Annotated in this window: 22 protein-coding genes; 4 read left to right on the top strand and 18 right to left on the bottom strand. The window is 40.3% G+C overall.

From position 1 onward, the window contains the following. Positions 1–134: 134 nt before the first annotated feature. From WKI23_RS01710 to argR, 8 genes are all read right to left on the bottom strand, one after another. On the bottom strand, positions 135–569 hold the full coding sequence (locus WKI23_RS01710) for a cytidine deaminase (RefSeq protein ID WP_368078735.1): 435 nt from the start codon (positions 567–569) through the stop codon (positions 135–137). 13 nt (positions 570–582) lie between these two features. After that, complete coding sequence (gene gltX, locus WKI23_RS01705; RefSeq protein ID WP_368078734.1) at positions 583–2,043, bottom strand: glutamate--tRNA ligase; 1,461 nt, start codon at positions 2,041–2,043, stop codon at positions 583–585. Between the two features lie 127 nt (positions 2,044–2,170). Continuing rightward, a complete protein-coding gene (locus WKI23_RS01700) occupies positions 2,171–3,520 on the bottom strand; it encodes a glucose-6-phosphate isomerase (protein WP_176140012.1) in 1,350 nt (449 codons plus the stop codon). Between the two features lie 170 nt (positions 3,521–3,690). Further along, positions 3,691–4,380: a gamma-glutamyl-gamma-aminobutyrate hydrolase family protein gene (locus WKI23_RS01695; RefSeq protein ID WP_218757575.1), complete on the bottom strand. Its 690-nt coding sequence runs from the start codon at positions 4,378–4,380 to the stop codon at positions 3,691–3,693. 136 nt (positions 4,381–4,516) lie between these two features. Beyond that, on the bottom strand, positions 4,517–6,283 hold the full coding sequence (gene patB / locus WKI23_RS01690) for a multidrug efflux ABC transporter subunit PatB (protein WP_368078733.1): 1,767 nt from the start codon (positions 6,281–6,283) through the stop codon (positions 4,517–4,519). 1 nt (position 6,284) lies between these two features. Beyond that, positions 6,285–7,991: a multidrug efflux ABC transporter subunit PatA gene (gene patA / locus WKI23_RS01685; protein WP_368078732.1), complete on the bottom strand. Its 1,707-nt coding sequence runs from the start codon at positions 7,989–7,991 to the stop codon at positions 6,285–6,287. Between the two features lie 146 nt (positions 7,992–8,137). Continuing rightward, a complete protein-coding gene (gene mutS, locus WKI23_RS01680) occupies positions 8,138–10,672 on the bottom strand; it encodes a DNA mismatch repair protein MutS (RefSeq protein WP_368078731.1) in 2,535 nt (844 codons plus the stop codon). 50 nt (positions 10,673–10,722) lie between these two features. Then, complete coding sequence (gene argR / locus WKI23_RS01675; protein ID WP_001231476.1) at positions 10,723–11,169, bottom strand: arginine repressor; 447 nt, start codon at positions 11,167–11,169, stop codon at positions 10,723–10,725. Between the two features lie 135 nt (positions 11,170–11,304). Here argR and argS point away from each other — a divergent pair, with 135 nt between their 5' ends. Further along, positions 11,305–12,996, top strand: coding sequence for an arginine--tRNA ligase (gene argS / locus WKI23_RS01670; protein ID WP_368078730.1), 1,692 nt, complete (start codon positions 11,305–11,307; stop codon positions 12,994–12,996). 377 nt (positions 12,997–13,373) lie between these two features. Further along, positions 13,374–13,619: a hypothetical protein gene (locus tag WKI23_RS01665; RefSeq protein WP_000084859.1), complete on the top strand. Its 246-nt coding sequence runs from the start codon at positions 13,374–13,376 to the stop codon at positions 13,617–13,619. 142 nt (positions 13,620–13,761) lie between these two features. On the opposite strand, the gene WKI23_RS01660 is transcribed toward WKI23_RS01665, so the two are convergent. The 5 genes from WKI23_RS01660 to WKI23_RS01640 form a co-directional block, all read right to left on the bottom strand. After that, complete coding sequence (locus WKI23_RS01660) at positions 13,762–13,980, bottom strand: hypothetical protein (RefSeq protein WP_368078729.1); 219 nt, start codon at positions 13,978–13,980, stop codon at positions 13,762–13,764. Positions 13,981–14,145: 165 nt separating this feature from the next. After that, entirely contained in the window at positions 14,146–14,562 is a 417-nt protein-coding gene (locus WKI23_RS01655) for a hypothetical protein (RefSeq protein ID WP_368078728.1), read from the bottom strand. A gap of 28 nt (positions 14,563–14,590) precedes the next feature. After that, the gene (locus WKI23_RS01650) at positions 14,591–15,745 is read right to left on the bottom strand and encodes an ABC transporter permease (RefSeq protein ID WP_368078727.1); all 1,155 of its coding nucleotides are present in this window, start codon (positions 15,743–15,745) and stop codon (positions 14,591–14,593) included. Next, the gene (locus tag WKI23_RS01645; RefSeq protein WP_368078726.1) at positions 15,735–16,415 is read right to left on the bottom strand and encodes an ABC transporter ATP-binding protein; all 681 of its coding nucleotides are present in this window, start codon (positions 16,413–16,415) and stop codon (positions 15,735–15,737) included. Before WKI23_RS01645 ends, WKI23_RS01650 begins: the two co-directional genes overlap by 11 nt. A 349-nt stretch (positions 16,416–16,764) precedes the next feature. Continuing rightward, positions 16,765–17,685, bottom strand: a complete 921-nt coding sequence (locus tag WKI23_RS01640) for a helix-turn-helix domain-containing protein (RefSeq protein WP_368078725.1) — start codon at positions 17,683–17,685, stop codon at positions 16,765–16,767. 223 nt (positions 17,686–17,908) lie between these two features. Between WKI23_RS01640 and WKI23_RS01635 the strand changes: the two genes are divergently transcribed. Both WKI23_RS01635 and galU read left to right on the top strand, forming a co-directional pair. Next, positions 17,909–18,925, top strand: a complete 1,017-nt coding sequence (locus tag WKI23_RS01635) for an NAD(P)H-dependent glycerol-3-phosphate dehydrogenase (protein ID WP_368078724.1) — start codon at positions 17,909–17,911, stop codon at positions 18,923–18,925. A 21-nt stretch (positions 18,926–18,946) separates the two neighbouring features. After that, positions 18,947–19,846 carry a UTP--glucose-1-phosphate uridylyltransferase GalU gene (gene galU, locus WKI23_RS01630; RefSeq protein WP_368078723.1) on the top strand — a complete coding sequence of 300 codons (900 nt, stop codon included), beginning with the start codon at positions 18,947–18,949 and terminating at the stop codon, positions 19,844–19,846. Between the two features lie 66 nt (positions 19,847–19,912). Here the strand turns inward: galU and WKI23_RS01625 are convergent, their stop codons facing one another. The 5 genes from WKI23_RS01625 to WKI23_RS01605 all read right to left on the bottom strand — a co-directional run bounded on the left by WKI23_RS01625 (position 19,913) and on the right by WKI23_RS01605 (position 24,162). Then, positions 19,913–20,590 carry a rhomboid family intramembrane serine protease gene (locus WKI23_RS01625; RefSeq protein ID WP_368078722.1) on the bottom strand — a complete coding sequence of 226 codons (678 nt, stop codon included), beginning with the start codon at positions 20,588–20,590 and terminating at the stop codon, positions 19,913–19,915. Further along, on the bottom strand, positions 20,574–21,113 hold the full coding sequence (locus WKI23_RS01620; protein WP_368078721.1) for a 5-formyltetrahydrofolate cyclo-ligase: 540 nt from the start codon (positions 21,111–21,113) through the stop codon (positions 20,574–20,576). Before WKI23_RS01620 ends, WKI23_RS01625 begins: the two co-directional genes overlap by 17 nt. 11 nt (positions 21,114–21,124) lie before the next feature. Next, positions 21,125–22,255, bottom strand: a complete 1,131-nt coding sequence (locus WKI23_RS01615) for an N-acetyldiaminopimelate deacetylase (RefSeq protein ID WP_173306748.1) — start codon at positions 22,253–22,255, stop codon at positions 21,125–21,127. 67 nt (positions 22,256–22,322) lie between these two features. Next, positions 22,323–23,021 (bottom strand): 2,3,4,5-tetrahydropyridine-2,6-dicarboxylate N-acetyltransferase, encoded by a 699-nt coding sequence (gene dapD / locus WKI23_RS01610; RefSeq protein WP_049552476.1) that lies wholly within the window; start codon positions 23,019–23,021, stop codon positions 22,323–22,325. A 229-nt stretch (positions 23,022–23,250) separates the two neighbouring features. Continuing rightward, positions 23,251–24,162, bottom strand: a complete 912-nt coding sequence (locus tag WKI23_RS01605; RefSeq protein ID WP_368078720.1) for a DMT family transporter — start codon at positions 24,160–24,162, stop codon at positions 23,251–23,253. Between the last annotated feature and the right edge of the window lie 73 nt (positions 24,163–24,235).

Below are 24,235 nucleotides of genomic sequence, written 5' to 3'. Positions count from 1 at the left end.
TGAGTTGTTATTTTCAACTCTTACTATTATACCGGCTTTTTAAACTTTGTCAACACCTTTTTTAAAATTTTTTACTTTTTTCAAATCAACTTTTTCAACTTATAGTAAAAAGAGCCAGAATTGTACTGACTCTTCTATTGTTCATTAAACTTAGAAGCACGTTCTTCTCCCCACCAATAGGGCATTAGTTCTGCGACTTTCACTATCTTTCTTCTATCGTAGTCCATCATGAATTCTGCATCTTTATTTTCAGCGTTCAACTCTAATAGAAATTCTCTGCAAGCGCCACAAGGCATACCAGAACTTCCACCATACGGCGGTTTGTCTCGAAAGGCTAATACTTTTTTAACCTTAGTTTGTCCTGAAAATTGATACATATTGAAGAGTGCCGCTCGTTCTGCGCAGAGATGGAATACACCACAGGTTCCCTCCATACAGAATCCTGTAAATATTTGTCCATCTTCTGCTTCTACTGCGGCTACAACATGGTTGGCATAAACAAAGTCTGATACTTCATGTGGATTGTATAGTTTATGTGCTTCTTCGTACATCTTTTCCCAGATGTCCATTATTGTACCCTTCTTATTTAGAGATTTCTTTTAGCATGTTTTCGATATGCTGGATTGATTTTTCACGGCCTAACAAGAAAATCGTATCTGGCAATTCTGGTCCATGCATTTCACCTGAAACAGCAATACGAATTGGCATGAAAAGATTTTTTCCTTTAATACCTGTTTCTTTTTGGACTGCTTTAATTTGTGGGAAGATATTCTCTGTCACAAATTCATCATCTGTCATCGCTTCGAGTTTTGCTTTGAAGGCTTCAAGAACCGTTGGAACTGTTTCACCCGCCATGACATCGCGCTCTGCTTCGGTCAATTCTGGGAAATCTGAGAAGAAGAGATCTGTCAATGGGATAATCTCATCTACTGATTTCATTTGTGGTTTATAGAGCTCAACTAATTTTTCAGCCTTGTCAGTCAATCGACCTGCTTCTTCTAGGAATTGTTTTGCCATTTCAAAGATGGTTTCAAGATCTGCATTCTTGATATAGTCATTGCTCATCCAGTCAAGTTTTTTCTGGTCGAAGGCTGCTGGAGACTTGCTGAGGCGATTTTCATCGAAAAGTTTAATAAGCTCTTCACGAGAGAAGATTTCATCTTCACCACCTGGGTTCCAACCAAGAAGAGCAATAAAGTTAAAAACTGCTTCTGGTAAATAACCTTTTTTACGGTAGTCTTCGATAAACTGAAGGGTGTTGGTGTCACGTTTAGACAATTTTTTCCCAGTTTCAGAGTTGATAATCAAAGTCATGTGACCGAACTCTGGAGCTTCCCAACCAAGTGCTTCATAAACCATAAGCTGTTTTGGTGTATTAGCAATATGGTCGTCTCCACGAATAACGTGAGAGATTTGCATATCGTGGTCATCGATGACAACGGCAAAGTTGTATGTTGGGTAACCATCTTTCTTTTGGATAACCCAGTCACCACCGATATTGGCACCTTCAAATTCGATATCACCTTTGACCATATCATGCCATTTGTAGATACCTGACTCATTGACAGCCAAACGAACAGTTGGGATGATCCCTGCTGCTTCACGTTCTGCGATGTAAGCTGCTTTTTCTTCTTCACTCATACCAAGGTATTCATTGATATAGCGTGGTGTTTCGCCAGCTGCTTCTTGGCGTTCGCGTTCAGCTGCCAACTCTTCTTCTGTAACGTAAGATTTGTAGGCTTTTCCTTCAGCTAACAGTTGGTCGATGTATTTTTGATACAAGTTCAAACGCTCAGACTGGCGGTAATTTTCATGTGTTTCTGGGCTTTCATCCCAATCCATACCTAACCAGCGAAGATTTTCAAGCTGTGAACGTTCTCCATCCTCGACATGACGTTTACGGTCAGTATCTTCTATACGAATAATAAAAGTTCCACCATGATGACGTGCATACAAGTAGTTGAACAATGCTGTACGGGCATTCCCGATGTGTAGTAGTCCTGTTGGACTTGGTGCGTAACGTACGCGGATATCTTTTGACATAGTTTCTCCTATAAAGTCTCTAGGCGTCTGCCTTTTTGCTCTCTATATTATATCACAAGTCTTGGCTGAGTCCAATTTCTATGGATAAAGAGAGTAAAAAGAGTGGACAAACCACTCTTTTCTTCTATTATAGACGTGCGTTAAGTTCTTTGCTCAATTCTTCAAATCCTGGTTTTCCAAGAAGGGCAAACATGTTACGTTTGTAAGCTTCAACACCTGGTTGGTCAAATGGGTTGATGGCATTCAAGTAACCTGAAAGGGCAATTGCCAATTCGAAGAAGTAGATAGTGTAACCAAGAGTGAAAGCATCTTGCTCTGGAAGAGTCACATACATGTTTGGTACATCACCATCTGTGTGGGCAAGAAGAACACCGTCAGTCGCTTTTTTGTTTACAAAGTCAACGTCTTTTCCTTGAAGGTAACCAAGTCCGTCAAGGTCTTCTTCCAAGCTAGGGATAATCACGTTCTTACGAGGTTTGTCAACACGGACGACTGTTTCAAACATGATACGAGTTCCTTCTTGGATAAATTGACCAAGTGAGTGCAAGTCAGTTGAGAAGTTGGCTGAAGTTGGGTAGATACCTTTTTGGTCTTTTCCTTCTGATTCACCAGCCAATTGTTTCCACCATTCTGAGAAGTATTGAAGTGATGGCTCGTAGTTTACCAAGATCTCAGTTGCATAGCCTTTACGGTAAAGGATGTTACGAACAGCTGCGTATTGGTAAGCTTCGTTTTCAGAGATTTTATCTGAAGTGTAGTCTTTGCGAGCTGCATTCGCACCTTCCATAAGGGCTTTGATGTCAGCTCCTGATGCTGCGATTGGAAGCAAACCAACAGCTGTCAATACTGAGAAACGTCCACCGATATCATCTGGAACAACAAATGTTTCCCAACCGTTAGCGTCTGCTTCAACCTTAACAGCACCTTTTTGGCGGTCAGTTGTTGCATAGATACGTTTGTTTGCTTCTTCTTGACCGTATTTCTTAACCAAGAGTTCTTTGAAGACACGGAAAGCAATAGCTGGTTCAGTTGTTGTACCTGATTTAGAAATCACGTTTACTGAGAAGTCTTTATCAGCTACGTACTCTACCAAGTCAGCAAGGTAAGTAGATGAGATTGAGTTTCCTGCGTAAAGGATTTGTGGAGCCTTGCGTTCTTCTTTTGTTTGCAAGTTAGCAAAGTGGTGGTTCAAGAAGTCGATTGCTGCTTTAGCACCAAGGTAAGATCCACCGATACCGATCACAACCAAAACATCGCTGTCTGATTTGATTTGCTCAGCAGCTTTCAAGATGCGGTTAAATTCTTCGCGGTCGTAGTTTTCAGGAAGATCCAACCATCCCAAGAAGTCGCTACCAGCACCAGTTCCTTTACGGATCAATTCATCTGCTGCTGTTACTTGTGATTGCATGTATTCCACTTCATGTGGTGCAACAAATTTGTCTAAAACTTTTGAATAATCAAATTTAATATGTGACATGTTATTCCTCCAATATTTCTTCTTTTCTATCATAACGCTTACCTTCGTTTTTTTCAAGTTTTTTTGTCGAATTTCTCCAATTTTTATCAGAATTCAAACGTTTGCGTAAAAATGCCGCATTCCAAAAATCTTGAAAAAATAAAAGAAAGAACGACTAGATGTTCCAGTCGTTACAGTTCATTCAATAAGTACTCAAATAATTCTAAATTACCATCTTCTTCATTAACCAAAAACTCTGGATGCCACTGCAAACCGATAATGCGGTGTTCATCGATAGACTCAATCGCTTCGATAGTTTGGTCTCTTGGATCAATAGCAGTTACACGGAAATTAGGTGCCAAATCTTTAATACTTTGACGATGAACTGAGTTAACCTGACTTTCTTTTCCAAATAGCTTAGCCACCACGCTTCCTTCTACTGTCTCAATAGAATGAGATGTTCCGAAAGGCAGACCTTGCCAGTGACCTTCGATTTCTTGATTGAGGGTCCCACCAAAAGCAACATTGACAAGTTGAACACCACGACAGATTGCCATAATTGGTTTATTCTGACGGAGCGCTTCTTTCAAGAGTGCCAATTCAAATTCATCACGGACCAGATTGTAATCATCGCTCTTGATGGTCTTTTTCTCTCCATAAAACTGAGGATGGACATTTTGACCGCCTGTCAAGATAAGTTTGTCAATCATTTCCACATAATCGCGTACAACTGACTCATCACCAACAGGAATGACTAAAGGGAGACCACCGACTTGACGAATGCTCTCTGCGAATCTACAAGATACAGATGAATGAATGTTTTTTCCTTCTGCGTCTACGGGACATAGATTTGCAGCAACTCCTACAACCGTTCTAGGCATGATGTCTCTCCTTTCGAATATTAACGATAGTCTTATCATATCACTCAAAACATCTTTCGTCTAATATGTTTTTTTAAGGCTGTGATAAAAATTTTTTATGGACAAGAAAAAGCTGCCCCATAGGACAACTTCTTTCTTATTCGAAGACAAATTGATTGTGATAGAGTTCTGAATAGAAGCCACCTAGTTTCAAAAGTTCATGGTGGTTACCGCGTTCAATGACTTCTCCATCTTTAAGGACAATAATCTGGTCTGCATTGAGGATGGTCTTCAAACGGTGGGCAATGACGAAACTGGTTCTGCCTGCTACAACCGCCTCCATGGCATGCTGAATCTTGCTTTCTGTCACCGTATCTACGTTTGAAGTGGCTTCATCGAGAATGAGAACTTCTGGATCTGTCATCAGGGTTCGAGCGATAGAAATCAATTGTTTCTGTCCTGTTGAGAAGATGCTCTGGTCATCATCTATAAGAGTATCGTATTTATCAGGTAAGCTTTCGATATAGTCGTGAATGTGGGTTGCCTTGGCTGCTACCTCAACCATTTCTTGACTAGCATCTGGCACACCGAAACGGATATTGTCTCGAATGGTTCCACTAAACAAGACCGAATCTTGCAAGACAATCCCCACCTTGCTTCTGAGACTATCTAAATCATAGTCACGGATGTCTTTGCCGTCAAAATAAATACCACCAGCATCAACATCATAAAAGCGATTGATGAGGTTCATAATAGTCGTTTTCCCTGACCCTGTCGGCCCAACAACCGCTGTCATCTGACCTTTCGGAGCGGAAATGCTGACATCTTTCAAAATAGGTTTATCAGGCAAGTATGAAAAATCAATATGACTAATTTCAACACCTTCTTGCAACTTAGTAAAGATCGGAGCCTTTTCAGGTCGAATTTCTTCCTCTGCGTCAAACATTTCCTGAATCCGTTCAGCACCTGTAAAGGCCAACTGGAGACTTCCCCAACTAGCTGCAACTTGAATAATAGGCTGGTAGTATTGCTGAGAAAATTGGGCGAACATAACAATCAAACCTAGGGCTGTACTTGTTGCAATAGTCTTATCATTTAATAGAACAGCTGAACCAGCAAAGATAACGATGGCTGTATTAACCAGGCTCATCCCATTCATGACAGGGAAAAGAATTCCTGAGAACATTCTTCCTTTAAAGGTTGCCTTGCGCACGCGATCATTTTGTTCAAGAAATCCTGCCATCATATCCTCTTGAATTCCTTGCACAATCACGGCTTTTTGGCCTGAGATACTCTCATCCATATAGGCGTTGAGCTTCCCTACCTCTTTCTGCTGGAGGTTGGTGTATTTGCGTGCCATTTTCACGATGAAAATTAGCATGAGGAAGGCTACTGGTGTGCTGGCAATGGTGATGAGGGCCAGCGTCACATTTCTCGAAAACATGACAAGAATCAGACCAATGTATAAAACAATATTGCTCATGACCTGAATCAAGCTTTCGTTAAAGGCTTGGAGGATATTATCCAAATCACTGGTAAAACGAGACAGGATATCGCCATCTTGTCGGCGGTCAAAGAAAGAAACCGTCAAGCGGGCAAGCTTACCAAAGAGGCCTTTACGCATCTCATTGGTCGACTCTGCAATCACGCGCGTCATGAGACACATGTATATGACACTAGAGATAAATAGAACCAAAACTAGCAGGCCAAGATTGACCATGATTCCTGATAGGCTTTGCCAAACAAGTTCTGGATTGCCATTTTGATAAGCTTGAACTAAATTAGCTAGCTGCGTCACTGCTTGTCCAGAAAAGACCGGAAAGAGGGCTTGGGCAAGAGTTGCCAGAACAATCATCAGGATAACAACTACAAATGATAGCTTATAGACTTTAAAATAATGCCAAAAGAACTGAACTGTCTTCATTTTACTCCTCCTTTCCTTTCTGTGTTTCATAGATTTCACGGTAAACGGCATTGTTGGCAACCAAGTCTGCATGCGTGCCTTGACCAATCAATCGTCCTTGATCCAGTACCAAGATCTTGTCTGCATGGACAACCGAGCTAATCTTTTGAGCGATGATAATGGTTGTTGTTCCCTTCAAGTCCTTATTCAAGGCTTCTTGCACTAGGCGCTCTGACTTAGCATCCAAGGCCGAGGTCGAATCGTCAAAAATCAGAATACGTGGATTGCTGACAATTCCACGAGCAATCGACATCCTTTGTTTTTGCCCACCAGAGAAATTGGTTCCCCGTTCCTCAACTGGACTTTCAAAGGTTTTCTCCATACGATGAATGAATTCACTAGCCTGGGCAATATTGGCTGCGCGCTCCATTTCAAATAGAGTAGCATCTCCCTTACCCTGTCTCAAGTTATCTGCAATGGTTCCACTGAAGAGAATGGCACGTTGGAGAACGATAGAAACTGTTTGACGCAGGGTTCCTTCACTCACTTCTCGAATATCCTTGCCACCGATTTTGATAGCCCCTTCCTGTGGATCAAAGAGACGTGGAATCAATTGAGCCAAGGTTGATTTTCCTGCACCAGTGGCTCCAACTACACCAACCATCTGACCAGGTTCAATAGTAAAGCTCACATCTTTCAGCATCGGTTCCTTATCCATTGGATAGGTAAAGGTCACATTTTCAAAGCTAAGACTTCCGACCAACTCTTCATCTGGGACATTCTTGAAGGTCATGGCTGGCTCTGCGTCCAGAATTTCTCGAATACGACGCATGGAAATCATAGCACGACTGACAGAATTTCCTAAAAATCCAACCATAACAATGGTAAAGATAATATGGCTTAGGTAATTGACAAAAGAAGCAATGGAGCCAACAACTGACGGATCCGACTGAACCATCCCTGCAACTAGCCAAATAGAGAGGAAAACCGCCCCGTAACCGACCAACATCATGAAAGGTTCCACTACTGAAAAGGCATAACCAATGTAAAGATTTTGACCGAGTAACTCGTCTGAAACCTCCGTAAACTTAGCAAATTGCTCTTTTTCTTGGACAAAGGACTTGACCACACGAACGCCACGCAAATTTTCCTTAGCAATTGCATTGATGCGCTCAAGAAGGGTTTGAAACTTGGCAAAACGAGGCTCCATCATTCCCATCATGACAGCAGTCAAACCAAAAATCAAGACTACCATGAGAACAATCACCCACCACAGAGAAGGTAAGGTTTGAACCGCCAAGATAAAGGAACCGATGAACAAGAGGGGAAGTCTGAAAAGAATTTGGAAGGTCATCATGACGACGTTCTGAATCTGGTTGATGTCATTTGTCATGCGAACGACTAGATTTCCCGCATTAAATTGTTCAATATTGGCATAAGAAAAGGTTTGGATTTTACGGAAGGCATCCTCTCGAAGGTCTGATGAAACTCCTTGAGCAATATAGGCTGCAAGGACAACATTGAGCCCACCAGCAACTAGACCAACTACGGCCACACCAATCAACCAAGCCCCGATACTATAAATAGCTTCATATTTTCCAGCAAGGAGGGCGTCTAACACTTCCTGCAGATAACGCGGTTGCAAAAGTGAACTAGCAACCATCAAGCCTGTCATCAGGAGCGAAGCTAAGGCCTGCCACTTGTAGGTTTTTATTTTCTGAATCAGCATACTTTCTCCTTAAAAAATAGACAAAAGGGAGCGACAATGTGTCAGCTCCTTTTCATTCTGTTTGTGTGATGTTATTCTAACAAAAAAGTGGGAACTTGTCAAAGAAGTCTCCTTGATATAGCTAGACTAACTAGTGAGTCTTGGTTTTATAGTTTCTGTTTTAACTCAACTAAGACATTCATAGCCTGCATAGGTGTCATATTGTAAACATCCAGTTTAGCTAATTCTTCTAGGATAGGATGCACTGCAGGCGTGTCAAAGAGTGAAATCTGTTCAGTGACGGCACTTGTTTGTCTCATAGGAGCAGGACTTTCTGTCCCTTGATTCTCTAACTGAGTCAAAATCTTATCCGCCCTTGCTAAAAGGTCTGCCGGCAAGCCAGCAATCTTGGCAACATGGATACCGTAGGATTTATCAGCTGGCCCTGGTTCAATCTTGTGAAGGAAGGTAACCTGCCCATCCTGTTCCAAAGTTGCCACGTGGACATTGACTAAGTGTTCCAAGCTAGACTCCAGACTAGTCAACTCATGGTAGTGGGTCGCAAAGAGGGTCTTGGCTCCGATGTGCTCATGGATGTATTCGATGATGGACTGGGCAAGAGCCATCCCGTCATAAGTTGCAGTTCCCCGTCCTAACTCATCAAAGAGAATCAAGGAATCCTTGGTCGCATGCGAAATGGCATTGTTGGCCTCCATCATCTCTACCATGAAGGTTGATTGACCTGAAACCAAGTCATCTGCTGCTCCGATACGGGTAAAGATAGCATCGAAGATAGGCAAATTTGCGCTTTCTGCCGGCACATACGAGCCTAGCTGGGCCATAACCGCCGTCATGGCTAACTGACGCATGTAGGTTGACTTCCCACTCATGTTTGGCCCTGTAATCAGCTGAATACTGGTATCTTCTGCCATCTGAATCGTATTAGGAATATAGGTCTGAGCCCCCATGACCTTTTCAACGACCGCATGGCGCCCTTTCTGGATATCGATCTGTGAATCTTCTCCGAACTCTGGTCGGATCAAATGCTGGGTTTCAGCCACAACTGCTAGACTTTGCAAGACATCAACTGTCGCAATTCCTTGGGCTAGAGCCTGCAAACGCTGGATATACTTGCTGACTTCCTCACGGATACGCATAAAGATTTCATATTCTAGGTTGGCTGACTTCTCACGCGCCTCCAGCATATCTCCCTCTATACGAGCCAATTCCTCGGTTCCAAAACGTTCCGAGTTTTTCAGCGTTGCCTTGCGGAAAAAGTGGGCTGGCACATTCCCCAGTTGTGAATTGGTCACATGGAAGTAGTAGCCATCCTTTTTATTGTAGTCAATCTTGAGCGTGCTGATACCAGAGTTTTCTCTCTCCTTAGCCTCAATCTCAGCAATCCAACTAGTCCCTTCTCTGAGCACTCGGCGGTATTTATCCAAAGTCTCATCAAATCCAGTTCGGATAATACCCCCATCTGTAATCACATGAGGAGCTTCAGGAGCAATGGCAGCACTAATCAAGCTCTCCAACTCAGGGATTCCATCCAATTGTTCGATAAGATAAGCCAGAGCAGGTTGCTCCATCCCTTCTAAAATCGCACGAATCCGTGGCACACTGGACAAGGTAGTCGCCAGCTGCAAGAGGTCCTTGGGATTGGTCTTGCCAAAAGAAACACGACTAGCCAAGCGCTCAATGTCATAAACACCCTTGAGACTATCTGTCAAATCACTACGCTCAAAGAAGTGGTCAAGAAAGACCTGCACCACCTCTTGACGTTGAACGATTCGCTCCTTATCAATCAAGGGACGGTGAATCCAAGAACGTAAGAGGCGCATTCCCATAGCTGTTTTGGTTTCATCTAAAAGCCAGAAAAGGCTGCCCTGCTTCTTACCTGAACGGGCATTCTCAACCAAATCCAGACTAGCCTTGGTCGCATAATCCATCTGCAAGAAATCTTTGATTTCATAGCGGATAACAGGTTTGAGGTGGTTCAATTCCCTCATCTGAGTCCGATGAACATACTGGAGCAATTTACTAGATGCCGCTTGCTCCACAGATGCCAATCGTGAATCCAGTAAATGAAGGTCTTCAAAGCCTTCTTTTTCATAGGAAAGTACCAGATTCATCTGACGACTAAGGATTTGTTCCTCTTCCTCAGACAAGTCATAGCCCAGCACCACTTCTCGCGCCTTGAGATTACGGATTTCCCCACAAACCAGCGTGAAATCCAAAAGACCTGTCACATAAAAGTCACCCGTCACCAGGTCCATATAAGCTAAGCCAAATTGATTGCCATCTCGATCTATAGCAACCAAGAAGTTGTTCTGACTGTCTGGCTTACTGCTATCGACCACTGTCCCTGGCGTAATGACCTGAACAACCTCTCGTTTCACAACCCCAACTGCTTGTTTAGGATCTTCCATCTGCTCTGCGATAGCCACCTTATAACCCTGCTCAATCAAGACATCGATATACTGTTGGGCAGAATGATAGGGAACACCCGCCATAGGAATCGGATTGTCCGCATTCTTGTTGCGACTCGTTAAGGAAATTTCCAGAATCTGCGCAGCATTGACCGCATCCTCATAAAATAATTCATAAAAATCACCCATCCGAAAAAGCAAAAATGCATCTGGATATTGCTTTTTAATATCTACATACTGTTGCATGCCGGGTGATAGCTTTTCTGTCGCCATTGTCTGTCTCTCCTTGTCAAAAATAAGTCTTGAGAGCAACTCCCAAGACCTTACTTATCTTTCATCAAATCTAGCAAACGATCTTCCATGAGTTTGGCAACGTGCTGGTCTCGACAAATGACCAATAAGGTATTGGCACCAGCAACTGTTCCTAAAATCCATTCATCCTTGTTTGCATCTACAATATTTGCCAAAACAGAGGCTTCTCCCAGTTTGGTATGAAGCACCAAGGTAAACTCTGCTCTTGCAACACCTTCTAAATGATGAGACAAAAATTCCACCAAATCAATCTTTTCTGTCTCATTTGCTAGTACATAATACACCATATCATTTTTCTTGACCTTGGTCAAGCCGATTTCGCGCAAATCACGAGACAGGGTTGTCTGCGTCACAAAAACATTATGCGCCTCCAACCGATCTTGAATTTCTTTTTGTGTACTTAATTTCTCCTCAGTAATCATTTTTTTTATTAACTGATGACGATCTCTTTTTCTCATAAAATCCTCTTATGTGAATATTTATAACTATTTTTATAACTATATTATACCAAAAAAATAGGAGATTTCAAAAATTTTTTCTTCTTTCTTTAAAATTGTGATAAAATAGTAGAAAAGTCCAAAAAGGAGCTCTTAATGAATACAAAAGAATTGATTGCTAGCGAGTTGGCTAGCATCATTGATAGCCTGGACCAAGAGGCTATTTTAAATTTACTGGAAACCCCTAAAAACTCAGAAATGGGAGACATTGCTTTCCCTGCTTTTTCTCTTGCAAAAGTCGAACGTAAAGCACCTCAAATGATTGCGGCTGAACTGGCTGAAAAGATTAACAGCCAAGCCTTTGAAAAAGTTGTCGCAACAGGACCTTACGTCAACTTTTTCCTTGATAAATCTGCCATTTCTGCTCAAGTATTGCAGGCTGTTATCACTGAAAAAGAACACTATGCTGATCAACATATTGGTAAACAAGAAAATGTTGTTATCGACATGTCTAGTCCCAATATCGCTAAACCATTCTCTATTGGTCACCTGCGCTCAACTGTTATCGGAGATAGCTTGTCACATATTTTCCAAAAAATCGGTTATCAAACAGTCAAGGTCAATCATTTGGGAGACTGGGGTAAACAGTTTGGGATGCTGATTGTTGCCTACAAAAAATGGGGCGACGAAGAAGCTGTAAAAGCTCATCCAATTGATGAACTTCTTAAACTCTACGTTCGCATCAATGCTGAAGCTGAAAACGACCCTAGCTTGGATGAAGAAGCGCGCGAATGGTTCCGTAAACTGGAAAATGGAGATGAGGAAGCTCTCGCTCTTTGGCAATGGTTCCGTAATGAAAGTTTGGTGGAATTTAACCGCCTTTATAATGAATTGAAGGTTGACTTTGACAGCTACAACGGAGAAGCCTTCTATAATGATAAGATGGATGCAGTTGTAGACATTCTTTCTGAAAAAGGCCTTCTTGTTGAGTCAGAAGGTGCCCAAGTTGTGAATCTTGAGAAATATGGAATTGAACATCCAGCCCTTATCAAGAAATCTGATGGTGCAACTCTCTATATCACACGTGACTTGGCTGCAGCTCTTTACCGTAAAAATGAATACCAATTTGCTAAATCGATCTACGTCGTTGGTCAAGAGCAATCTGCCCACTTTAAACAGCTCAAAGCTGTCTTGCAAGAGATGGGCTACGACTGGAGTGACGACATTACTCACGTTCCTTTTGGTCTGGTTACAAAAGAAGGGAAAAAACTCTCTACTCGTAAAGGAAATGTCATCTTACTAGAGCCTACTGTTGCAGAGGCCGTTAGTCGTGCCAAAGCCCAAATCGAAGCTAAAAATCCTGAACTTGAAAACAAAGATCAAGTAGCGCATGCTGTTGGAGTTGGAGCCATTAAATTCTATGACCTCAAGACCGACCGTACAAATGGATACGACTTCGACCTAGAGGCTATGGTATCCTTCGAAGGGGAAACTGGACCTTATGTTCAATACGCCTACGCTCGTATCCAATCTATCTTACGCAAAGCCGATTTCAAACCAGAAACAGCTGGTAACTATAGCTTGAATGATACTGAAAGCTGGGAAATCATCAAGCTCATCCAAGACTTCCCACGTATTATCAACCGTGCAGCGGATAACTTTGAGCCTTCTATCATTGCTAAATTTGCAATTAGCCTGGCTCAATCCTTCAACAAATACTATGCACATACGCGCATCTTGGATGAAAGTCCAGAACGCGACAGCCGTCTAGCCCTTAGCTACGCAACCGCAGTCGTTCTCAAAGAATCCCTTCGCTTGCTTGGGGTAGAAGCGCCAGAGAAGATGTAAATCGTTACAAGAGACTGGAACTAAAGTTCCTAGTCTCTTGACGGCAATCGCTATATGGCGAATTGCCTAAATGCTTCACTAATTCACCTAACCAAATAATATCGATTTGGTTAGGCTCATGTCGTAATCTTTTAATCACTTTATTGTAAAGTAGTCTAAGTAACTAACGCCAAATCCTATTCGGACTTTGGCTAGGCGCTTCACTAGTTTTAGGACATAAATATGATCGATTTATGTCCTAAAACGTCGTAATCTTAAAGTTATTGGAACTAAAGTTCCTAATTGTTAGACACTAGCCGCTTATAGGCGGACTAGCTAACTGCTTCACTAATTCAATCTACTCACTACTATTTCTTTATCATACAGGGAGATTTCCTATGAGCCAATATGCTTATATCCTCGTTGTGATTAGCTTGGTGTTCCTTTTTCTGCTCAATAAGTACGAGAAGGAGAGACTTCAAAGGCTCTACCAAGAACAACTTTTGAAGGATGAAACATTTAGGGCTGACATCAAAGAGAAAATTCACACGACTGAAAATATCAATGATGTCATTGCATATATCAATAAAACTTACCATCTGGGAATGTTGCTATCAAAAGACATTACAGATCAATTAAAATAAATCTAGCTATTCTTTAAGAAATATCAAAACCGAGACTGAAAGTTTATCACTTCGTCTCGGTTTTTAGTATATTCAATTGAAACAAGTGTTGAAAACTTGTTGTAGCAATTCTAATATAGGGATAGATAGACTTTTAAAAATATCATTTACAAATATTTTTAAAGAAATTAAACTCCCTATATTTACTATTCTTATAGACTGTTAAATCAACATCCTCTACAACTTCTTTCACATCTATATTGACATCATAGGGCAAAGAAAGAAAATCTAAATTATAAAATTCTGTACTCATCTCTTTTAAAATAAGAAGGTCTAACAAGTAGTCCTCCACTCTGATTTCAACTTGAATTGTCTTAGACATGAAATTTTTTAGAATCATAAAGTCCTTTACTTGCTTTCTTTTAGGACTGATATACTCAAATCTTTTTCGTTCAAAAATAATTTTCTCCAAATGTTACACCATTTCAATAATATCATTTTCTAAAAATAACTGCAGAAGCAATTCTTCTTTTTAATGCATGCCTCATTAAAATTTCCCTTGTTTAATTCTCCCAAAAATTTTTGAAATAGTGCAAATAAAAGCTCCTAGTAAAAATTCCTGTAGGAAAAATCCAAAATAAGTTCCTAACTGTAAATTTCTATTGAATGTAAATACGGAAGTTTCAGATTGAATCGTATTTTGTTCTATAAGCGTCATAGGAGTAACTCTGAAAATTCCAAACATCATTAAGGCATAGATTATTCCAAAAATAATTAATAGCACCCAGCTATGCTTACTCCTAGAAGAGATACTTCCCGATAACAAAGCTAATAATATTGAGGGTATAATTTGTACGAATAACATAAATTGAAAAAGATTAAAATTATCTAGTGTAAAAAAACATATTGTAAATTCCACAATTAACACTAGAGAAAATACTCTATCTATTTTTGTAAATTTCATTTTACCTCCTTTAAATTCACATCCATCATTACCTTAGACCTTCAATAACATTTTTATTTGCTGCAACCATTGCAGGCATAATACTAAATACAATTCCAAATACACCCGTTGTGCATAGAGTAATCAAAATATGATCCAGAGTTAATGTCGTAACAAAACCACTCATGTTCATTAAAATAACAAATAATGTCGCTACTCCAACACCAGCTATAGCTCCCAGAAGCGATAAAAGAGTCCCCTCCATCATATATGATTGATAAATATCAGATTTTTTAGCTCCCAAAGCTCGACGAATCGCTATCTCCTTGCTACGTTCGCTAACAGAAGACAACATAGCATTCATAACCCCAAAACCAGCTACAAAAATTGAAATGATTGATAAAAGTGCAATGAAATTTAATATTGTAGTAGCTTGGGCCTTTGTTTCCTCATATACCCTTCTATTATCTATATATGCATAGGTTCCTTCCTTGCGGAATGTTCCATAAGTATCTAAAGCAGATAAAGCCTTATTTATATTCTCTAACTGATTAGTTTCTACCACTAACTCATCAAAATATTCCCTTTTTCCTAAAAGTAACTCTTTGATGTCATTAGTAACCAATAAAGAAGGTAATCTTTCATTAACAGCTGATCCATAATATATTGCCTGAATTGGATATTCTTTCCCAGATATATTGATAGTCTCTCCTAAAAAAGTTTCAATATTTTCCTTTCGAGTCAATGACATGAGAGCCTTATCGCTAATAGCTACACCGCCATCTAGTTCCTCTAAGGCTCTTCCTTTTAATAAAGCAGGCATAACTAAACCATTCTTATTCAAATCGCCCAATGTTCGAAAACTAAGATTCTGCTTAGAATCATTAAAATACGTTTCAGCATACAAAGCATAAGAGCTGGAAGAAAGTCTTGCATGTTTTCCAATAGTTTGCTCAACCAATTGTTTATCTTCCTGTGTAAATCCTCTAATATCCAACATATTTTGAGGAGTATAAGTCATTGTTGCTGTGTCTTCTTCTATCTTTAAATCATTCCCTAATGTAGAAGTTGTATAGGAAGAACTTGATAGTATTACTAATAAAACAAATGTTGCCACTGTGATAGCTAAGGATGTCAGAATACTCTGTCTTTTATTCCTCTTTAACAGCTTTAAAGTATCTATTAACAGCTTTTTAAACTTCATGTAATCCTTCTCCCTCAAGTGTTAGATACCCATTTTTCATTCGATACCTTGTTCTACAATGACTGGCAACAAACTCATCATGAGTTACTACAATAATTGTTGTTCCAGAATGATTCAAATTCTGTAAAATTTGCAATATCTCATTCCTATTTTTCTCATCTAATGCACCTGTAGGTTCATCTGCTATAAGAAATCTAGGTTTATGAGCAAGAGCTCTAATTAAAGCGACTCGTTGCTTCTGCCCACCTGATAAATGACTTGGGTACTCATTCATCTTATCTATAAGTCCCAAATTTTGTAATAAACTATCAATGTATTCTATATCTGGCTGTTGGTCAGAATATAGAAATGATAATAAAATATTTTCTTTAACAGTATATTCATCAATAAGATGAAATTGTTGAAAAACAAATCCAATATCATGATTACGGTAACTTGCTTGTTGATTTTCATTTAACTTCTCAATACTTTTTCCGTCTAATATATATTCTCCTTCAAATTCAGAATCAATCAGTCCCAAAATATTGATAAATGTCGATTTGCCCGAACCTGATGGTCCCATTATCGATACAAATTCTCCTTCAACTACCTTAAAATTTATTTCTCTTAAAACATTATTTTTTAACGTCCCTTGTCCGTAACTTTTACTAATATTTTTTAGTTCTAACATAGACCTTCCCATTCTATCTTTATTATTTATAAATCCAAAAAACGGCAACAACTAGCACTAACATATTTTCTCTCCTTATTTTTTCTACAGGATTATTATACTTCTATGTTACACATTCTCCAAGGTCATAAATGTCACTAATTTCAACAACTTATCTACTAATGAGTACTCAATTAGTATAAAAAGGAACTCGATCCGAGCTAAATCTAAGGGAAAAACATAATAACTCTTTAAACGATAAAACGCATAATATCAAGTTTTTAAACACCTGATATCATGCGTTTTTATGATTTTGAAAACTTTCTCTCGGTCTTTTTAACTAATGACATTTTTGTCACTTTTTTATTTTCTAATGTTTATTTTTAAAAAAATCCTGGAGGTCATGTTGCCATTGTTTTTCTAGCTGTTCTATCAAATGACGATTATCAATCATTCTAGCAAATATTTTTGCTTCTTGAAAATAATTTTCAGCTACTGGGTAATCTTTTTTTACAAATAATGCATAGCGCCACTCCCATAGTCGAATAATTGGTTTTTTCTGATAGTCGTATGATTTTGAGGTAATTTCATTTAATTTATAAAGAATATCTTCAAATTGACTGTAATTAGCAATTTTTTCAAATATTCCTAACAACAAAAGTAATGAATCTCTAATTAGAAATGAATATTCAATATCAAACATCTCAACTTGTTGTAAAATTTTATCAGCTATTACTAAGAAGGTATTCACTTCACTCTCATCTATTATTGTATCTTGGTGTACTAATCTTACCAAAAATAGCTTTATGATTAAAATATCGTTAACTTCATATTTTGATTTCAACAAAATGTGATCGAAATACTCTTGTAAAATCATTCCTAAATTGCTATCATCATTCCACCAACCAAAGTCATCATATGCTTGTAAAACATCTATGATAAATCTTTCTTCCTCAGGTAGCCTATCATAATACTCTTCAAAAATCTTATCAAAAACACTCTCTTTCTTTTGGGCGATAGTTTCATCTTCGTATGTAGGAGTCCTCATCAAGAAATATTTCAATTCTAGGTATTCCTTATCCAACTCTATATAACTTGGCATCAACTTGTAATCTTCAACCCCCAAACGTTCAGCGATATATTTTAACTTTGTTAGTGTTGGTCTGGATTCTCCATTTTCAATTCTAATTAATTGACGGATACTTAATTCAGACTCATCACCACAAAATTCTGAACGACTGATTTTTTTAGCCAAACGTAATCTTTTAATTTTTTCGCCAAACTCTCGCAACCTACAAGAACCTCCTGAGTTGTTTACCTCTATTATAGCATATACTGAATCAAACTATCTATCAGATTTCTTCTCACTTTAACTAAAGACTAAGAGTTTAATACTTCGTCTCGGTTTTTGTATATTTTTCAAGCAACAAAGCTACCACTCCCCCAGCAATGCAAGTGCAAAATCCTTTAGAATATGATAGAATAATGAAAAGGACTCTTTTAAGGAGGAAATCATGGAAAAACAAACCGTCGCCGTCTTGGGGCCTGGTTCTTGGGGAACTGCCCTTTCACAAGTCTTAAATGACAATGGACACGAGGTACGTCTTTGGGGAAATATTCCCGAACAAATCAATGAAATCAATACACACCATACTAATACACACTACTTTAAAGATGTCGTTCTAGATGAGAAAATCATTGCCTACACTGACTTAGCAGAGACATTGAAGGATGTGGATGCGATTTTGTTTGTTGTCCCAACAAAAGTGACACGACTTGTTGCCCAACAAGTTGCAAAAACCTTGGATCATAAGGCTATCATCATGCACGCTTCAAAGGGATTAGAACCTGATAGCCATAAACGATTGTCAACCATCCTTGAAGAAGAAATTCCTGAACAGCTCCGCAGTGATATCGTCGTTGTGTCAGGACCTAGCCATGCAGAAGAGACCATTGTGCGTGACCTGACTTTAATCACTGCTGCTTCTAAAGATTTACAAACAGCTCAATACGTTCAGGAGCTCTTTAGTAATCACTACTTCCGACTTTACACCAATACGGATGTTATCGGAGTTGAAACTGCTGGTGCTCTTAAAAATATTATTGCTGTTGGTGCCGGTGCTTTACATGGTCTGGGATTTGGTGACAATGCCAAGGCAGCCATCATCGCTCGAGGACTGGCAGAAATTACCCGCCTAGGGGTGGCACTCGGGGCCAGTCCACTGACCTATAGTGGCTTATCTGGTGTGGGAGATTTGATCGTAACGGGTACCTCCATCCACTCTCGTAACTGGAGAGCTGGAGATGCTCTTGGTCGTGGAGAATCTCTAGCTGATATCGAAGCCAATATGGGCATGGTGATTGAAGGAATCTCAACGACTCGAGCAGCCTATGAACTAGCGCAAGAACTTGGAGTTTATATGCCCATTACACAGGCCATTTACCAAGTTATCTACAACGGAACCAATATCAAAGATGCCATTTATGACATCATGAACAATGAATTTAAAGCAGAAAATGAGTGGTCTTAACCCTCTACAGAAAGGATTATTATGGCACTGAAAGTTAGAAAAGCAGTCATTCCTGCCGCTGGACTAGGAACTCGATTTTTACCAGCAACCAAGGCTCTTGCCAAAGAAATGTTGCCAATTGTAGATAAACCAACTATCCAATTTATCGTAGAAGAGGCTCTTAAATCAGGTATCGAAGATATTCTAGTTGTCACTGGTAAGTCAAAACGTTCTATTGAGGACCACTTTGACTCAAATTTTGAGCTTGAGTACAACCTCAAAGAAAAAGGTAAAACGGATCTGTTAAAATTAGTAGATGAAGCAACTGGCATGCGCCTCCATTTCATTCGCCAAACTCACCCTCGTGGTCTTGGAGACGCTGTCCTACAAGCCAAAGCTTTTGTAGGGAATGAGCCCTTCGTTGTTATGCTGGGTGATGACCTTATGGACATCACAGATGAGAATGCCGTTCCTTTGACAAAACAACTGATGAATGATTACGAAAAGACGCACGCATCAACCATTGCTGTCATGCCCGTACCACACGAAGACGTTTCATCATATGGAGTCATTGCTCCTCAAGGCGAAGGAATCAATGGACTCTACAGTGTCGAAACTTTCGTTGAAAAACCAGCTCCCGAAGATGCACCAAGTGATTTAGCAATTATCGGTCGTTATCTTCTCACACCGGAAATTTTTGATATCCTCGAAAAGCAAGCTCCTGGTGCTGGAAATGAAATCCAACTTACCGATGCTATTGATACGCTTAATAAAACACAGCGTGTTTTTGCCCGTGAATTTACAGGAGCTCGTTACGACGTTGGGGATAAGTTTGGCTTTATGAAAACATCTATTGACTACGCCCTCAAACATCCACAAGTCAAAGATGATTTGAAAGAATACCTCATCCAACTTGGAAAAGAATTGGCTGAGAAGGAATAAAACAAAAAGATAAGGTTCGAAAAATTCCTTATCTTTTTTCATTACATAAATTTTCTTCCAGACTCGTCAAAACCCCATTCCCTTGTAGAGAAGCAAGACTGCGAGTCCTACGAACAAGACTACCGCTCCTAATCTCTGACTAGCGCTATACATTCGTCTTTCGCCTCTAACTGGAAAGATAACTGCTAGAAATGCGCCACCAACTGCACCTCCGATATGGCCTGCTAGGCTAATTCCTGGAATCAGAACACTTCCAATAATGTTAATCACAAAAAGTGTCAAATAAGACTGTCCTAGCTGTTGGATATAAGGATTACGCGTAGCATAACGAAGAATGATAATCGCAGCAAACAGACCATAAAGAGAGGTAGAAGCTCCTGCTGCTAAGGATTTGGGACTAAATACAAAAACAAAGAGATTGCCCATCATTCCTGATAAGAGATAGAGAAAGAAAAACTGCTTGGATCCTAAAATTTCCTCTACCTGCCTACCAAGATAATAAAGGGAAAGCATATTGACAATGAAATGCTCCCACCCAATATGGACAAAAATGGCAGAGAAGAGACGCCAAATCTGCTCTGGAAAGAGGCGAATGGCAGGCCCATACATGGCTCCAAATCGAAATAGGGTGTTTGCCCTGTCAAAGTTTCCACCTGTGGTCGCCAACATTAGTAGAAATACCAAGGCCGTCACTAAGAGAAAGAAACTCGTCACAGGGTAACGCCTATCAAAGATTCCTTTCATCAATCAGTACCTCCTGAACAGGAATATCATGATTTTCAGGGCTAAAGTCCCGAATTTGACAAGGATAAACCGTACTCAAAGTATGACCAGAAAAATATTCCAGATAGCGGTCATAATAACCTCCGCCATAGCCAATTCGATATCCCTTTGTCGTAAAAGCCAGCCCTGGAACATGAATCAAATCAATCTGAGAGGCATCCACCACTTCCAAATCTCCCTGTGGTTCCAGTAATCCAAAGGAAGTTTTTACCAACTGCTGCGGATCATAGACCACAAAGTCCATGCGCCCTTTGGGATAAGTTTTAGGTATCAGAACCTTCTTGCCGTCCCTCAGCGCCTGCTCAATCAGTTCCTGCGTTTGAAATTCGTGCGGAAAAGAGAGATAGGTTGCGATGATCTTGGCTTCTTGGTAAAAGGGATGTTGTAACAATCGCTCGGTTAAAACTTGATCTATAACCTGTTTTTGTTCTTGAGATAAAGCCTTCATTTCTTGCAAAATTTTCTTGCGTAGTTCTGCTTTCATAGCCAATTCCTCTACTCTGATGCCTTCTTTTTCAAGAAACTAGAGACCGCATTCACCCCAATAGCTAATGCTTCTTCCTTAGGACTCATCTGAGGGTGATGAAGGGCATAGGGACTATCAATACCTAGCCAGAACATAACGCCATCAACTTTTGAAAGGAGATAACCAAAGTCTTCACCTGTCATAGCAGGCTCGATATCAATCAACTCGATTCCGGCTTTTTCTTCAAAGAAATCCATCAGTTCACGCGCCAAGGCTGGATTGTTCTCAACAGGCAGGTAACCACCTTGTTTGAGTTCCACTTCAACTTCCATATCAAAGGCAGCTGCAACTCCTTCTGCAACTGTTTTGACCCGCTTTTGCACCAAGAGGCTCATATCCTGAGTTAAGGCACGAATAGTTCCATGTAAAAAGGCTGTGTCTGTGATGACATTGTTGGTTGTTCCAGCCTGGAAAACTCCAAAGGTCACCACCGCTCCCTCGATTGGGTTGACATTGCGGCTGACAACTGACTGCACCTGGGTCACAAAGTAACTAGCGGCCACCAAGGCGTCATTGGCTTCATGCGGAAAGGCTGCATGTCCTCCTTTACCTTTGAAACGAATCTTCACCTCGCAAGTTCCTGCAAAGAGTGTATGAGTATTGGTCGCAATCTGTCCAACTTTTAAATCTGGACGGACATGGAGACCATAAAATTGGTCTGGCAACCAGTCTCCAAAAGCGCCATCCTCATACATAAGCATGCCACCAGCTTCATTCTCCTCAGCAGGCTGAAATAGGAAGAGCAAATTATTTTTAGGTTGTTCCTCGAGGGCGCGCTCGAGACAGCCTAAAGCAATGGTCATGTGGAAATCATGGCCACAAGCATGCATGCGACCTTGGTGCTGAGAGGCAAAAGGAAGGCCTGTTTGTTCAACGATAGGCAGACCATCAATATCTGTCCGCCAACCAATGGTCCGCTCTGGCTGACTTCCCTGCAAATAAACCAAAATCCCTGTCCGCCAAGTACGAACTTGAACAAAATTCTTGCCCGCAGTCAATTTCTCAATCACATCCAGCAAGTAAGCCTGAGTCTTGAACTCCTCCAAGCCAATCTCTGGAATCTGGTGCAAATCTCGTCTAGTCTGAATCAAATCTAACATCTATCTGTCCTCCTATATAGCAGAAAGAGGCTGGAAGAAGAGTTCCGCCTCTTTATTACTTTTACAATTACAAGGTACGAAGCGCATCTTCTAGCGCTGTTTTTTGTTGGGTTTGGGCATCAATCTCTTTGATGATACGAGCTGGAACACCTGCTACTACCACGTTTTCTGGAACATCTTGGGTAACAATAGCTCCTGCTGCGACAACTGAACCACTACCGATTTGGACTCCTTCGATAACCACTGCATTGGCCCCGATAAGAACATTGTCTCCTACACGCACTGGTTCTGCGCTAGCTGGCTCAATCACACCTGCAAGAACCGCACCTGCACCAACGTGACTGTTTTTCCCAACGATGGCACGGCCACCAAGGATAGCCCCCATGTCAATCATGGTTCCTGCACCGATTTCAGCACCGATATTGATAACTGCTCCCATCATGATAACAGCATTGTCACCAATTTCAACCTGGTCACGGATAATAGCACCTGGCTCAATACGAGCGTTGATATCACGTTTGTCTAGCAAAGGAACTGCAGAATTGCGAGCGTCTTGCTCAACAACATAGTCTTGATTTTCTACCAAACCATCAAGAAGCGGAGCCACGTCCTTCCAGTCTCCAAATAGGACATTCCCTAGTTTGACAACAGAGCTTGGTACAGCAGTTGCGAGTTGTCCCTCAAAGGTTACTTTCACACTGGTTTTCTTTTCAGCATTGGCGATAAATTGGATAATTTCTTGTGCGTTCATTTTTGTAGCAGTCATAAAAGGCCTCTCATTCTTTATAATGATACCTATTCTACCAAAAAAGGCCTCAAATTTGAAGCCTTTTTGTCTGTTTTTAGGTATGATTTTTTAGGGATGTGAGATAAAACGTGCTGTCGGTAAAAGCAAGCCCCTACCGATACAACCTAAAAACAATCTTCACAACTATCTCCCCGTGTTTTATTGACTATTCTAGTATAGCACACTTTTAGAATTAAGAAAAGACTTTTTATCTACTTTCTTTCGCTTCTTCTATAGACAAAAATATCATAGGTAAAATAATCAAGACCATAGCTAGAAGAAGTGACCAATCCACTACCAATCCTAAGAACAAAACACTCAAGAGAGCAGAAGAGAGAGGTTCACTGGCGCTGATAACGGAAACCACCAAAGGAGAAACCAAGGATACAGCCTTCATGGAAATAAAAAAGGCAAAAGCCGTTCCAAAGAAAGCGATGATGAGACAAATCAAGATACTCCAAATATCAAGAGTAAAGGAAAGTTGATAAACCGGAGAAAGGACATTGCTAAACAAACCTGCCAAAATCATCCCCCACCCAACCGTCGGTACAAAACCATAGCGCTTCGCGAAAGGTTGGGGCAAGATAACATTAAACATGACCCCCATGGCACTCAGCAAACCCGTCACAAGTGCTAGTGGTGTCATGGATAATTGAGAAAGATCTCCCTTTGTCGCCATCAGGCAAACACCCAACATGGCAACTAAAACATAAAAAACAGCGCTTTTGGACGCTCGTTTTTGATAAACCAAGCGATTGTAAAAGAGGATAAAGACAGGACTGATAAACTGTAAAATAGTCGCTGTCGCTGCATTTGAGTATTCTACACAGAGGTAGAAAAAATACTGGACTGAAAAAATCCCCAAAATAGCATAGGCTAAAAAGGGCAGGTAATTTTTCTTATCTCGCCAAATATCTAGCACTTGTGATTTTAATTGCATTGCAGACCAAATGAGCACAAGACTTCCTGCCAGTGTTAAACGCATAGAGGTAATCCAGCCAGAGGACACCTGATAATGAGTAAAGAAATACTCTCCTAGAATCCCACAAATTCCCCAGATTAAGCCGGATAGAAGCGAATAAATGGTTCCTTTAACAATCTTTTTCTGATACTGATTCATACCTTTATTGTAACACGAAAGGAAAAAAGAAAAAAGTGGCAATCCATTGATTGGCCACTTCATTTAGCACAGT

Source organism: Streptococcus pseudopneumoniae, assembly GCF_038148955.1.
GTDB classification, from domain to species: Bacteria; Bacillota; Bacilli; order Lactobacillales; family Streptococcaceae; genus Streptococcus; species Streptococcus pseudopneumoniae_T.
This window is presented reverse-complemented; position numbering and strand designations above follow the sequence as displayed.